Origin of the sequence: Pseudomonas sp. B21-021 (assembly GCF_024749205.1) — a bacterium.
Lineage (GTDB): Bacteria > Pseudomonadota > Gammaproteobacteria > Pseudomonadales > Pseudomonadaceae > Aquipseudomonas > Aquipseudomonas paraglycinae.
In genome coordinates, this window is the sequence record NZ_CP087192.1 from 832,279 (window position 1) to 846,028 (window position 13,750).

Here is a 13,750-nt window from a genome sequence, read left to right on the forward strand (position 1 = left end):
AGACCAGCATGAACGCATCGCTTACGCCCAACGAAACCACGGTCCAGAAGGTCAAGCTGCTGATCGACGGCGAGTGGGTCGAGTCGCAGACCACCGAATGGCACGACATCGTCAACCCGGCGACCCAGCAAGTGCTGGCTAAAGTCCCGTTCGCCACCGCCGCTGAAGTTGACGCCGCCGTCAGCGCCGCACAGCGCGCCTTCCAGACCTGGAAGCTGACCCCGATCGGCGCGCGCATGCGCATCATGCTCAAGCTGCAAGCGCTGATCCGCGAGCATTCCAAACGCATCGCCGTGGTGCTGAGCGCCGAGCAGGGCAAGACCATCGCTGACGCTGAAGGTGATATTTTCCGTGGCCTGGAAGTGGTCGAGCACGCCTGTTCCATCGGCAGCCTGCAAATGGGCGAGTTCGCCGAGAACGTGGCCGGCGGCGTCGACACCTACACCCTGCGCCAGCCGATCGGCGTCTGCGCTGGCATCACGCCGTTCAACTTCCCGGCAATGATTCCGCTATGGATGTTCCCGATGGCCATCGCCTGCGGCAACACCTTCGTGCTCAAGCCGTCCGAGCAGGATCCGCTGTCGACCCTGTTGCTGGTGGAACTGGCGATTGAAGCGGGCATTCCGGCCGGTGTTCTGAACGTCGTTCATGGTGGCAAAGACGTGGTCGATGGCCTGTGCACCCACAAGGACATCAAGGCCGTTTCGTTCGTCGGTTCGACCGCCGTCGGCACCCACGTTTATGACCTGGCCGGTAAGCACGGCAAGCGCGTGCAATCGATGATGGGCGCGAAGAACCATGCGGTGGTGTTGCCGGATGCCAATCGCGAGCAAGCGCTCAATGCCTTGGTCGGCGCCGGTTTCGGTGCGGCCGGTCAGCGTTGCATGGCCACCTCGGTGGTGGTACTGGTGGGTGCGGCCAAACAATGGTTGCCGGATCTGAAAGCGCTGGCGCAGAAACTCAAGGTCAACGCCGGCAACGAGCCGGGCACCGATGTCGGCCCGGTCATTTCGAAAAAGGCTAAGGCGCGGATTCTCGATCTGATCGAAAGCGGCATCAAGGAAGGCGCGAAACTCGAGCTGGACGGTCGCGACATCAACGTGCCGGGCTACGAGAAAGGCAACTTCGTCGGCCCGACCCTGTTTTCCGGGGTGACCACCGACATGCAGATCTACACCCAGGAAATCTTCGGCCCGGTGCTGGTGGTGCTGGAAGTCGATACTCTCGATCAGGCCATCGCGCTGGTCAACGCCAACCCGTTCGGCAATGGCACTGGCCTGTTCACCCAGAGCGGTGCGGCGGCGCGCAAATTCCAGACTGAAATCGACGTCGGTCAGGTCGGCATCAACATCCCGATTCCGGTGCCAGTCCCGTTCTTCAGCTTCACCGGTTCGCGCGGTTCGAAACTTGGCGACCTCGGCCCGTACGGCAAGCAAGTGGTGCAGTTCTACACCCAGACCAAAACGGTCACGGCGCGCTGGTTCGATGACGACAGCGTCAACGACGGCGTGAACACCACCATCAACCTGCGCTGAGGAATGGCCATGAAAATCGCATTTATCGGTCTGGGCAACATGGGCGCGCCGATGGCGCGCAACCTGATCAAGGCCGGGCACTCGCTGAATCTGGTGGACCTGAACAAAACCGTGCTGGCGGAACTCGAGCAGCTGGGCGGCACCATCCGCGCTTCGGCTCGCGAAGCTGCTGAAGACGCAGAACTGGTGATCACCATGTTGCCCGCCGCCGTGCATGTACGCAGCGTCTGGCTCGGTGAAGATGGCGTGCTGGCCGGAATCGGTAAAGGTGTGCCAGCGGTGGATTGCAGCACCATCGATCCGCAGACGGCGCGCGATGTCGCGGCGGCTGCTGCCAAACAAGGCGTGGCCATGGCTGATGCGCCGGTGTCCGGCGGCACTGGCGGCGCCACGGCCGGGACGCTGACCTTCATGGTCGGTGCTACTCCGGAACTGTTCGCCACCCTGCAAACGGTGCTGGCGCAGATGGGCCGCAACATAGTGCATTGCGGTGAGGTCGGCACCGGGCAGATCGCCAAGATCTGCAACAACCTGTTGCTCGCCATTTCGATGGTCGGCGTCAGCGAGGCGATGGCGCTGGGCGATGCGCTGGGCATCGACACCACGGTGCTCGCTGGGATCATCAACAGCTCGACCGGTCGTTGCTGGAGTTCGGAAATGTACAACCCATGGCCGGGCATCGTCGAAACGGCGCCGGCCTCGCGCGGTTACACCGGTGGCTTCGGCGCCGAGCTGATGCTCAAGGATCTGGGGCTGGCCACCGAAGCGGCACGTCAGGCCCATCAGCCGGTGGTGCTGGGCGCGGTGGCGCAGCAGTTGTATCAGGCGATGAGTCAGCGCGGGGAAGGGGGCAAGGACTTCTCGGCGATCATCAACAGCTATCGCAAGCCGCAGTAATCGTCGTCAGGCCTGTGCTCGTCGCAGGTCTGCAATTCAGATGCAGTAGGTGTTGCCGGGAAATCACGTCGGGTGGTTTCCCGGCTTTTTTGTATCAGGCGAACACGAAATATTTGCGCACGGTCTCGACCACTTCCCAGGTGCCCTTCATGCCTGGCTCGACCACGAAGATGTCGCCGGCGCGCAGGTGGATCGGCTCCATGCCGTCCGGGGTAATCACGCAGTAGCCTTCCTGGAAATGGCAGTACTCCCACTTCACGTAATCCACTCGCCACTTGCCCGGTGTGCAGATCCAGGTGCCCATGATCTTGCTGCCGTCTTCGCTGGTGTAGGCATTGAGGTTGACGGTGTGCGGGTCGCCCTCGAGCTTTTCCCATTTGCAGGCGTCGAGTACGGGCAGGGGATGGGTGTCGCGCAAAACGGTGATAGGTGCGGGCATGACGGCTCCAGGCCAGAGGGAGTTAGAGCCGTCACCGTAGCTTTCGCGGGTACTGTCGGAATGTCTGGGGTCGACCTCCAGATGCCTGTAAGCGCTGGGGCAAATCTACGCGACCCGCGAATGTGCACCGTCGCTGTGCATATAAGACCGCTTTAGTACAAGCGTGCACCATAAAAGTTCAATAAATTTTTAGACTAAAACGAGATAACCATTCTGACACCTATTGCAAAACAAAATCGTCTGTACTATAACATTCGTACTAAAGGACTATTCCTCGGAAGGGAGCTCCATCTGAGTCACGGACAGACTTGAATCGGCTTTTTCTCATCTCGATAACTGACTTGGTCTTCGGCTCAAGTGTGAACTTCTATCTGTTGTTAATGAGTAATGACAGTTGAATGAACCGGTCAGTTAATAAGTGGCGCGGACGCAATGTCTCGCGTGCTTTGAGTAGAAGCCTTAAATAAACAGTTAATTATTATTTGTGCACTGGCGGATTTATATCTGCGGGATACGCACGCCTATCGAATTTTTATGTGCCCGGCATCAATGGAATGAGGCTTTATTGTGGACGACATAAACGTAATTGAAGTTTCGACGATTGTTGATAGTGCGAGTGAACTTGGTCGGCACGTCTGGGTGCGTGCCGGCAGTCGCCTGACAAATGTGCAGATAAGCGATGACTGCTTCATCGGCTTCAGGTGCGATTTGCAGCACGCGTCCATCGGTAAATCCAGCATGTTCGCCACCGGTGCCCAATGCCTGGGGACGGCGCAGTCGTCGGTTCGGATTGCCGAAAACGTCTGGCTGGGCGCCAAGTCCACCGTGGCTGCCGGTGTCTCCATCGGTGCTGGGGCTGTGGTGGCGGCTGGCGCGTTGGTGACAGCGGATGTGCCGCCGGACGCAATCGTCGTCGGTCGTCCGGCGCGGGTCATTGCCCGGCGCACCGTGGTCGAGGACGGCCGACCGAGCCCGGAACCGGTGCTGACCAAAGTCCGGGAGCGGGCGCGTCAGGGATTGCCGTCGATGCTCGATCGGTCCACGCAGTCGGTCGCGCGGCTCAAGTCGCTGAACCCCGACACCCTGACCTGGGACATCAGCGACGACGCCCTGATCGATGCCGAACTGCGCGGCGGAGCGTCGGTGGAAATCGCCCGGGACTGCATTCTGATCGGGCGCAGCAACCGTCAGGGCGGCATGTCGCAACTGGGTGGCATCGAATTGGGCACCGGCGTGCGACTGGCTGCCGGTGTGGTTATCGAGGCGGCCGGCGGCGTATCCGTCGGTGCTTTCAGCGAGTTGTCCGAGGGGGTCACGATCGTGGCCTCCACCCATGATCATTCATTCCGCTCACTGCCCTGGGAGGAGGCACCGGTGCGCATTGGAAGTCGTTGCGTTATTGGCGAGGGCGCCATCTTGGTAGGTCCACTGAATATTGGTGACGGTGCCGTTATCAAGCCGTACTCGGTGGTTATAAGGGATGTATTGGAAAACACTGTGGTTCATGGCGTTGTTCAACTAATGGAGATTCAAGAATGATTTTATTTGCCCCCAATCCAACCGGTTCCGGTCACAACATGCGCGCGCTGTCCATCGCTCAGGCGATCAAGAAACAGCGCCCGGACATGCCATTGACCGTGGCCCTGGCTTCCTTGCAGCCGACCTTTACGCCGATGTTCGAAAAGTCTGGCGTAGAAGTTGTGGATATTGCCGGTCGTTTGGTCGATTACTCGAAAAAGAGCAACTTGTCGAAAGAACTCGACTGGAATAATTACATTGGCGGTTATATCGCCAATACCTTCCTGTCCGGCGAGCGGATTCTGTCTTACCTGGCGCTGATCGCCGAATACAAGCCGACCGCTCTGGTGTCGGACTACAACATGGCCGCCTGCCTGGCTGCGATTTTCAGCGGCACGCCGCTGGTGTTCGTCACCGAGCGCTACGACTTCACCCTGTGCCAGCTCGAAGACCATGATCTGGCCGACGGCGGTTTCGAAGTCAACGCGCTGGAAATGGCCCGGGCCCGCACCGCGCTGCACAGCCAGTTCAACTGGATGATCAATCAGAGCCAACTGGTGCTGACCGACAAACCGTACGTGGCCTCCCTCGATCAGGGCACGCCGGTGGCCGAAGCGCTGGTCAGTGGCAAGGCGCATTTTGTCGGGCCGATGATCCGCGACATTAATGTGCAGACCGGCTTGAACGTGCGCGAGCAACTGAACCTCGGCGACTCGCCGTTCATTGTGGCTTCGATCAGCGGCACTACGATGTTTGCCCAGAACAAGGACGCGCTGCTCGCCGCCTATCTGGACAGCTTCAAGATCCTGCGCGAGCGCAATCCGGAACTGAAACTGGTGTTGCTGGGCCGTCAGGATATCCAGGCTCAGGACGGCGTCGTCTGCGTGCCGTACTACCCGGACTGGATGGGCCTGCTGCGCGAAGCCAGCCTGCTGATTTCGGCGCCGGGCTGGATCACCGTGACGGAAATCGCCGCACTGCAGATTCCGACGCTGTTCGTGCTGCCGTCCAAGTCCGAGTACCACGAACTCGAGGCGCTGCGCCGTCTGGAGCTGCTGGGTTTCCCGACGCATCTGGGCCACGACCGCGATGCGATCGTCGAGCTGATCCAGGGTGAACTGGAAAAAGACACCGACGCTTCGACCTACTACGCGCCGCATCAGCAAGTGGCCGCGCCGGATGGCGAAGGTGCCGCCCGCGCCGCGACGCGCATCATCGAGTTGTGCCAGGGCAGCGTTGTGTCGCTGACCGAAAGCAAAGCCGCTTAACCTCAAGGAAGAGGGATTCACCATGTCACTGCATCCGCAGTTTCTATTTGATCAAGGCCTCAAAGACATCGACCACGGCGGCTTTTTCGCCGTGACCGATGCCAGTGGCGAGGTTGCGATTTCCAGCGACAAGCAGTTGCAGGATCAGGTCGCCGCGACGCTCTATCAGGCCGAGCACGGCGACGATGTCGAACTGCGTTTTGCCCATGACGGGCTGATGCGTTTGCATGATGCGTCGAATGGCGGTTTCCACGAACTGGCCGACCGCTACTGGACGCCGCACGGCTCCGGGCGCTGCCGCACGCTGGCGCTGCAACTGGACGCGCTGGCGGCATTGATTGCCTATCAGCGCCGGGTGCCGCAGGACGCAGCGAACAATGCCGCGATCCACGGCCTGCTGGTAAAGGTCGAAGCGCTTTACGCCCGCTCCACGGTTGCCGGTCTGTACAGCAGCGACTGGTCGACACCGCTGGAACTGGCGACTTCGATCGATCTCGACATCAGCGCCACGGCCTTGCTGGCGCGTATCGACAATCAGCCGTTGGGTCTCGGCTTGGTCGGGCATCTGCAGATTCATGCAGAAAACCTGATCGGCCGGGTGGCCGGCAGCGACAGCCAATCCTGTGTCGATGTGGCGCTGACCCGTTGCGGTGTGCGGGCTCAAGTCAGCCTGGTGCTGGCGCAACTGGCTGATGCACGCGACGACAATGCGTTGTCGAATGTGGCCCGCTCGTTCCTGCTGCAAACCCTGGCGCTGTTCCGCGATCCGGCGTACGGCGGGTATTGGGATCGGGTCGGGATCAACGGCAAAGTGCGTTGCGACTGGCACACCTCGTACAAAAATCACGAGTCGCCATTTCCGATCAAGACCGCCTACGACGTGGCGTTGCTGTTGCAGGCGATTCAGGCCTTGCCGTCCGGCGCGAGCGAAGCGGATCGGGCTTCGGTGACGGCAGCGTTGCTGGAGTTTCATGACGCCCGCAATGGCGGTCTGTTCATGGGCAAGGGCTATTTCTGGTCGACCCCGGATGACCCGACCGTGCCGTTCATTCGGCAGTTCTGGGCGCCGCCGCGTCAGCCGGGGATCTTCAGCATTGGCAACCTGACGTACCTGCCGTTGCACCTGAAAAGCCTGAAAACCCAGCTCGCCGCGGCCCACGCCTTGCAGTCTATCGAGCCGGCCGCTGCCGTTGCTCATCATGACGATGCGGCGTTGGTAAACCGTGAGCTGCAAGTGATCGATGGCGGTGGTGATGTGCAGCGCATTCATCCGAATGGCGTGCCGACCATCAATGTTGATCTGCAGCGTTATCTGGCGTGGCTGGCCAAGGCCCGGGCATCGAATGAAACGCCTTACGGGCTGACCGCCGAAACCGCGCCATTGGGTTTCCGTGCCGACAAGACCTGGCAGGTGTTTTCCGGGTTGCACGTGATCTCGGACTTGCACGCGCTGGGTCTGCAAATCGAAAACAAGGCCAGCCTGATCGATTGCATCCGGGCCTCGCAAAACACCGACGGTGGATTCGCCGAGCAGCCGGGGCATCTGAGCGATGTGTTCGCCACCTACTGCGCGGTGTTGTCGCTGCGAGTGCTGGGCGCCTTGCCGAACGATATCGGCGGTTGCGTGCGTTACCTGCAAGCGTGTCAGAACCCGGACGGCGGGTTCGGCGATGTACCGGGTTTCGGCTCGGACATCTGGCACACCAATCTGGCGGTGCTGTCGCTACATGCGCTTGAAGCCAAGGCGCCGGACGAGCAGGGCGTGATGGCGTTTGCCTTGCGCTGCCGCTCGGTCGACGGCGGTTTCGCCAATAAGCCCGGGTATCCGCCGGACGCGTTTTCGGTGTACCGCGTGGTGTCGACGCTGTTCATTCTCAACCGACGCATCGTCGATGCCGAACAGACCGTCGCCTGGCTGCAGAGCCTGCAACTTGCCAACGGCTCGTTCCACTACCGGCCGGGCAAAGCGGTCAGCCTGGTGGGTACTTACATGGCCATCGCAGCGATGTATCTGCTCGACGCGCAGCCGACGTATTTGCAGGAATCGAAAGACTGGATCGCTTCCCATCAGAAGCAGGACGGTGGATTCGGCCCGCTCAATGCGACCTCGGCGACCACCGACGAAAGCTTCGTCTGCATCCAGACGCTGCTGATTCTCGAACAAGGGCTGTCGCAATACTGGGTGGCGTTGTTGAACTGACCCGCACACAGCATCGAAGGACGTTAAGTCATCATTTTGCCAGGGGAGGCGCTGATGAAAATTTTAGTGACAGGGGGCGCGGGCTTCATTGGCTCGGCCGTGGTGCGGTTTCTGATTGAAGAGACCGAATGTGAAGTGATCAACGTCGACAAACTGACCTACGCCGGCAACCTTGAATCGCTGGCCGATGTGTCCGATTCGCCGCGTTACCGTTTCTGCCAGGTCGACATCTGCGACAAGCCAGCGCTGGACGAACTGTTCACGCGCCTGCAACCGGATGCGGTGATGCACCTGGCCGCCGAGTCCCATGTGGACCGCTCGATCGATGGCCCGCAAGCCTTCATCGAAACCAACATCGTCGGCACCTACACGATGCTCGAAGCGGCGCGTGGTTACTGGAACCGACTGGACGCGGCGCGTCAGGCGGCGTTCCGTTTCCATCACATTTCCACCGATGAAGTGTATGGCGACCTGGAGCCCGAAGATCCGGCGTTCACCGAGCGTACGCCGTATGCGCCAAGTTCGCCGTACTCGGCGACCAAGGCCGGTTCCGATCATCTGGTCCGCGCCTGGCATCGCACCTTCGGCCTGCCGGTGGTGATGAGCAATTGCTCAAACAATTACGGGCCGTATCACTTCCCGGAAAAACTGATTCCACACGTCATTCTCAATGCGCTGCAAGGCAAGCCGTTGCCGGTGTACGGCGATGGTGCGCAGATTCGCGACTGGCTGTTCGTCGAGGATCACGCCCGCGCCTTGTATGCGGTGGTCACGCGCGGTGAGGTCGGGCAGACCTACAACATCGGCGGCCACAACGAGAAGACCAACCTGGAAGTGGTGCACACCCTGTGCGACCTGCTCGAAGCGCGCGGTGCGGAGAAACCGGCGGGTGTTGCGCACTTCCGCGACCTGATCACCTTCGTCAAGGATCGTCCGGGCCACGACAAACGCTACGCGGTCGATGCCGGAAAAATCCACGCGACGCTGGGCTGGACGCCGCAGGAAACCTTCGAAAGCGGCATGCAGAAAACCGTCGACTGGTATTTGGATAACCGCGCCTGGTGGGTGCGGGTGATGTCCGGTGCCTACGCACTGGAGCGCCTCGGCGAGCAACGCGACGAAGCCCTCGTGGCCTGAACATTCAGTCATTCAAATCTCACTGCTTGAAAGGAAAAAAGCATGGCCAAGTACAAAGGAATTCTGCTGGCAGGCGGCGCCGGTTCGCGTCTGCACCCGATCACCCTGGGCGTCTCGAAACAGTCGCTGCCGGTGTATGACAAACCGATGATCTACTACCCGCTGTCGGTGCTGATGCTGGCGGAAATCCGCGAGATCCTGATCATCTCCACGCCGGAAGATCTGCCGGGCTTCCAGCGCATGCTCGGCGACGGCAGCCAGTTGGGCCTGAGCCTGAGCTACGCGGTACAACCGAGCCCGGACGGCCTCGCGCAGGCGTTCATCATCGGTCGCGAATTCGTCGGTGAAGACAACGTCTGCCTGGTGCTCGGCGACAACATTTTCTACGGCGCCGGCTTCGGTGAAACCCTGCTGCAAGCGGCGTCTCGTGATGAAGGCGCGACAGTGTTCGGTTACTACGTGGCCGATCCCGAGCGCTTTGGCGTGGTGGAATTCGATGCTGCCGGCAAGGCCTTGAGCATCTGCGAAAAGCCGAGCGATCCGAAGTCCAACTACGCGGTCACCGGCCTGTATTTCTACGACAACGAAGTGCTGCAGATTGCCGCTGACATCAAGCCGTCGCCGCGCGGCGAGCTGGAAATTACCGACGTCAACAATGTCTACCTGCAACGCGGAAAACTGAACGTGTCGGTGATGGGCCGTGGCATGGCGTGGCTGGATACCGGCACCCACGATGCATTGATGGAAGCGGGCAATTTCGTCCAGGCCATCGAGAAACGCCAGGGTCTGAAAATCGCCTGCCTCGAAGAGATCGCCTACAACAAGGGCTGGATCGACGACGCGCAATTGCTGGTGCACGCGTGCAGCATGAGCAAGACCGGTTACGGTCAGTATCTGGCGCGACTGATCAACGATGACGTGGTGGTTGCGATGGATGCGCAGCGCCCGTTGAAAGGCGCTGCCTGATCATTGTGAGATCAATGTGGGAGCGAGCTTGCTCGCGAAAGGGGTCCATCAGTCAATGATGCTGTTGAACGTGACGGCCCCTTCGCGAGCAAGCTCGCTCCCACAGGTTCAGTGGCCGGTCACGCTATCGTGTCGTGGGGCCTTCACGTCGGAGCGCGGATCGGTGGGTGGCGTTTGCAACTCGTGCAAACGGGCCAGGCGATTGGCGTGCGTCGGCGCTTCGGCCGCCAGCGGCGAGCGGCGTTTGCGGGTTTCTTCACGCAGCACCGGCAACACTTCCTTGCCGAACATGTCGAGTTGTTCCAGCACGGTCTTCAGCGGAATGCCGCCATGGTCGAACAGGAACAGCTGGCGCTGATAGTCGCCGAAGTACTCGCGGAAGGTCAGGGTTTTGTCGATGATTTCCTGAGGGCTGCCGACGGCCAGCGGGGTCATTTCCATGAACTCTTCCAGGGATGGACCGTGGCCGTACACCGGGGCGTTGTCGAAGTAGGGACGGAATTCACGGCGCGCATCCTGCGAGTTGCGACGCATGAAAATATGCCCGCCGAGACCGACGATCGCCTGCTCCGGCGTACCGTGACCGTAATGGGCAAACCGCGATCGGTAGAACTCGACCAGCGCCATGAAATGCTCACGGGGCCAGAGGATGTGGCTGGCGAAAAAACCGTCACCGTAATACGCCGCCTGTTCGGCGATTTCCGGGGTGCGGATCGAGCCGTGCCAGACGAAGGGCGGCAGGTCATCGAGGGGCCGCGGGATCGAGGTGAAGTTTTTCAGCGGGGTGCGAAAGCGTCCGCTCCAGTTGAGGTCTTCTTCGCGCCAGAGCCGGTGCAGCAGGCGATAATTTTCCATCGCCAGTGGCAGGCCGTCGGCGATGCTCTTGCCGAACCAGGGATAGACCGGCGCGGTGTTGCCCCGGCCGAGCATCAGGTCCATGCGGCCGCCGCAGAGGTTTTGCAGCAGCGAATATTCTTCGGCCAGACGCACCGGATCGTTGGTGCTGATCAGGGTGGTGGAGGTCGAAAGAATGATGCGTTGGGTCTTGGCTGCGATGTAGGCCAGCAGCGTGGTGGGAGAGGAGGTGATGAACGGAGGATTGTGGTGCTCGCCGGTGGCGAACACGTCCAGTCCGATGTCTTCGGCCTTCTGCGCAATTTGCAGGGTGGCCTGGATGCGCTCGGATTCGCTGGGGGTACGGGCGTTGGTAGGGTCTTGCGTGACGTCGCCAACGGTGTAGATCCCGAATTGCATAAAGCCTCCTTGCCTTGGGTAAAGGTGTGTTTGAAACCCTTGCCGCGAAGAATGAATCATCGCGGCACTTGAAATGTACGCCTGTACACGTACAATCGCAAACGTGGGTCATTGCACAAATGGATTTGAAGACCTCATCGAGAGAGGAACGCGACATGGAACTGGGATTTATCGGTCTGGGCACGATGGGCGCACCGATGGTGCTGAACCTGCTGAAAGCCGGGCATCGGGTCCGCGTGTGGAATCGTTCGTCGGCACCGCTGGAAGCACTGGCTGCGGCCGGCGCCGAAGCTGTCGAGACACCGGCACTGGCAGCGCAGGCCGAGGTGCTGATTTCGATGCTCGGTGATGACACGGCGATCCGCTCGGTGTTCTTCGATGCCAAGGCGCTGGACGGTCTGCGGGCCGGCAGCGTTCACGTCAACATGTCCACCGTATCGGTGGCGCTGGCCAAAGAACTGGCGGCCGTGCATGAAGCACGCGGCGTCGGTTACGTGTCGGCACCGGTGCTGGGGCGGGTCGATGTGGCGGCTGCCGGCAATCTGAATATTCTCGCCTCCGGGCCCGCCGAAACACTGGCCCGGGTTCAGCCGCTGTTCGACGTGCTGGGGCGCAAGACCTGGACGTTGGGCGACACGGCTGAAGTGGCCTGTGCCGCCAAACTGTCGGCCAACCTGATGATCGCGTCGGCAATCGAGTCCCTGGCCGAAGCCTCGACCCTGGCCGGCGGTTACGGCATCAGTCGCGAGGCGTTCATCGAAATGATCACCTCGACTCTGTTCGCCGTGCCGCTCTATCAGGGCTACGGCAAGCTGATGGTCGATGAAACATTCGAGCCGGCCGGTTTCAAATTGTCGCTCGGTCTCAAGGATGTACGCCTGGCGCTGGAGGCCGGTGAAGCGGCCCAGGTGCCGCTGCCGTTTGCCAGCGTGTTGAAGGACAACCTGCTGGACGGCATGGCCCATGGTCAGGCCGATCAGGACTGGGCCTCACTGTCGAAAGTCAGTGACCGGCGCGCCGGCGTGAAGTAAGCAAAAAGATTCAAGCAACGTAACTTGTTCGCAAGTTACGTTGGCCTCTTGCGCCTTGCGTAATTGTCGGACAGTGATTGCTCTTTTATTGGGAAATGAAAGAAGTCTGATAATAGTGCTTGTCAAATGTACGACTGTAGACGTACATTTTTATCGGGGTTTAACAACAATAAAAAGTTCTGTCTGTTTTTTCGTCTGCTGATCGTAAATAAATAATAGCTAGGAGCCGTTATGAAAAATCTAATGCAATGGAACAGCCTTCCCTCCGAATCCAATGAATGGCTCGAGAAGGTGCGTGCACTCAATCCGCTGATTATTCAGCACCGCGATTACAGCGAGCAGACCAATGCGACGCACAAGGATGTGATGTTCCGATTCTTCCAGGAGGGTTTTGGCCGCACCTCGGTGTCCAAGGCGTTCGGCGGGTCTCAGGTCGATATCCAGACCACCTCGGCCCTGCTGCTGGAATTCGCCCGGTTTGACGCTTCGCTGTCCTGGCAGCTGGCGGTGCAAGTGGCGATGGGGCGCCTGTCGGATTACTTGCCGGAAGCCACCTCCGAAGCGATCTACAACCACTGCGACGGTTTCGTGATCGGCGCCATCCACTCCGGCGGCGAAGCGCTGCCGATGGGCGACGAGTACCTGCTGAGCGGCAAATGGGCGTTCGCCAGTGGCTCGGCCCACGCCGACTGGCTGGTCTGCACCGCCACGGTCAAGGGCACCGAAAACAACACTACTCCCGAAGTGCGGATGTTCTTCGTGCCCGCCAGCCAATGCACCATCCTGCCGACCTGGGACACCCTGGGCATGCGCGGCACCGGCAGCCATCACTTCCAGTGCTCCAGCGTGATCGTCCACAAGTCCTTCTCGCTGGACGTCGAGACCCTCAAGCAATCCCCCGAAGCACGCAGCTCCCGGGCCTATGCCACCGGTTACTACGAGTTCGGCACCCTGGCGGCGATGTCCACCGTACTGGGCGTGGCCCGCGCTGCGGTCGATCATTTCCGCAATGACCGCGCCGTGAACACCGATCCGGGTCTGGAAGGGGTGATCTTCGAGAAGACCGGTCGAGCCATCTCCTCGGTGCATACCGCACAACTGCTGCTGGAAGATGCGATCCACCAGGTCATCAACCGTGGTGAAACCGTCGGCGAACCGGTCAGCGCCCGTGTCGGTCTGGCAGCCTCGGTGCTGACCGAGAACTCGGTCAATGCGGTCAACCAGATCTACTCGATGGCCGGTTCCAAAGCCGTCTACAAGTCGCACTTCCTGGAGCGTTGCTTCCGCGATATCCACACCGGTTCGAAGCACTTCACCCTGTCGCCTTTGAACTTGCACGGTATCGGCAAGTATTACCTGGATAAAACCAACGTACTGGCCGCGGCGTAACAGCGGATAAATAAAGCGGGCGCGTTTACAAGTGAAAGTTCACAGGGATCGATAACGCGCCCGCCTTAAGTTGCACCTTTATTTTCTTAAAACTCAAACTTTTGTGCTCGCAGCAA

The 13,750-nt window shown here is 60.2% G+C and carries 11 protein-coding genes; 9 read left to right on the forward strand and 2 right to left on the reverse strand.

All coding sequences use genetic code 11. The features are described 5' to 3' along the window. Positions 1-8 precede the first annotated feature (8 nt). Both LOY31_RS03580 and mmsB read left to right on the forward strand, forming a co-directional pair. Positions 9-1,535: a CoA-acylating methylmalonate-semialdehyde dehydrogenase gene (locus LOY31_RS03580; RefSeq protein WP_258712840.1), complete on the forward strand. Its 1,527-nt coding sequence runs from the start codon at positions 9-11 to the stop codon at positions 1,533-1,535. A 9-nt stretch (positions 1,536-1,544) separates the two neighbouring features. Next, entirely contained in the window at positions 1,545-2,432 is an 888-nt protein-coding gene (mmsB, locus tag LOY31_RS03585) for a 3-hydroxyisobutyrate dehydrogenase (RefSeq protein ID WP_258712841.1), read from the forward strand. Between the two features lie 94 nt (positions 2,433-2,526). On the opposite strand, the gene LOY31_RS03590 is transcribed toward mmsB, so the two are convergent. After that, positions 2,527-2,871: a cupin domain-containing protein gene (locus tag LOY31_RS03590; protein ID WP_007953863.1), complete on the reverse strand. Its 345-nt coding sequence runs from the start codon at positions 2,869-2,871 to the stop codon at positions 2,527-2,529. A gap of 567 nt (positions 2,872-3,438) precedes the next feature. On the opposite strand from LOY31_RS03590, the gene LOY31_RS03595 reads away from it, so the two are divergent. From LOY31_RS03595 to rfbA, 5 genes are read left to right on the forward strand one after another with little or no spacing between them, the layout of a single operon-like run. Continuing rightward, on the forward strand, positions 3,439-4,410 hold the full coding sequence (locus LOY31_RS03595) for a DapH/DapD/GlmU-related protein (RefSeq protein ID WP_258712842.1): 972 nt from the start codon (positions 3,439-3,441) through the stop codon (positions 4,408-4,410). Further along, complete coding sequence (locus tag LOY31_RS03600) at positions 4,407-5,657, forward strand: hypothetical protein (RefSeq protein ID WP_007953861.1); 1,251 nt, start codon at positions 4,407-4,409, stop codon at positions 5,655-5,657. The genes LOY31_RS03595 and LOY31_RS03600 overlap by 4 nt, the downstream gene beginning before the upstream one ends. A 22-nt stretch (positions 5,658-5,679) precedes the next feature. Beyond that, positions 5,680-7,857: a prenyltransferase/squalene oxidase repeat-containing protein gene (locus LOY31_RS03605; RefSeq protein WP_258712843.1), complete on the forward strand. Its 2,178-nt coding sequence runs from the start codon at positions 5,680-5,682 to the stop codon at positions 7,855-7,857. A 54-nt stretch (positions 7,858-7,911) separates the two neighbouring features. Continuing rightward, positions 7,912-8,994 (forward strand): dTDP-glucose 4,6-dehydratase, encoded by a 1,083-nt coding sequence (gene rfbB / locus LOY31_RS03610; RefSeq protein ID WP_258712844.1) that lies wholly within the window; start codon positions 7,912-7,914, stop codon positions 8,992-8,994. A 42-nt stretch (positions 8,995-9,036) separates the two neighbouring features. Beyond that, positions 9,037-9,960, forward strand: coding sequence for a glucose-1-phosphate thymidylyltransferase RfbA (gene rfbA, locus LOY31_RS03615; protein ID WP_258712845.1), 924 nt, complete (start codon positions 9,037-9,039; stop codon positions 9,958-9,960). 108 nt (positions 9,961-10,068) lie between these two features. Here rfbA and LOY31_RS03620 read toward each other — a convergent pair whose 3' ends face one another. After that, a complete protein-coding gene (locus tag LOY31_RS03620) occupies positions 10,069-11,214 on the reverse strand; it encodes an LLM class flavin-dependent oxidoreductase (RefSeq protein WP_258712846.1) in 1,146 nt (381 codons plus the stop codon). Positions 11,215-11,240: 26 nt separating this feature from the next. Between LOY31_RS03620 and LOY31_RS03625 the strand changes: the two genes are divergently transcribed. Both LOY31_RS03625 and LOY31_RS03630 read left to right on the forward strand, forming a co-directional pair. Next, entirely contained in the window at positions 11,241-12,245 is a 1,005-nt protein-coding gene (locus LOY31_RS03625; protein ID WP_258712847.1) for an NAD(P)-dependent oxidoreductase, read from the forward strand. A gap of 231 nt (positions 12,246-12,476) precedes the next feature. After that, on the forward strand, positions 12,477-13,634 hold the full coding sequence (locus tag LOY31_RS03630) for an oxidoreductase (RefSeq protein ID WP_258712848.1): 1,158 nt from the start codon (positions 12,477-12,479) through the stop codon (positions 13,632-13,634). The last annotated feature ends 116 nt before the right edge of the window (positions 13,635-13,750 follow it).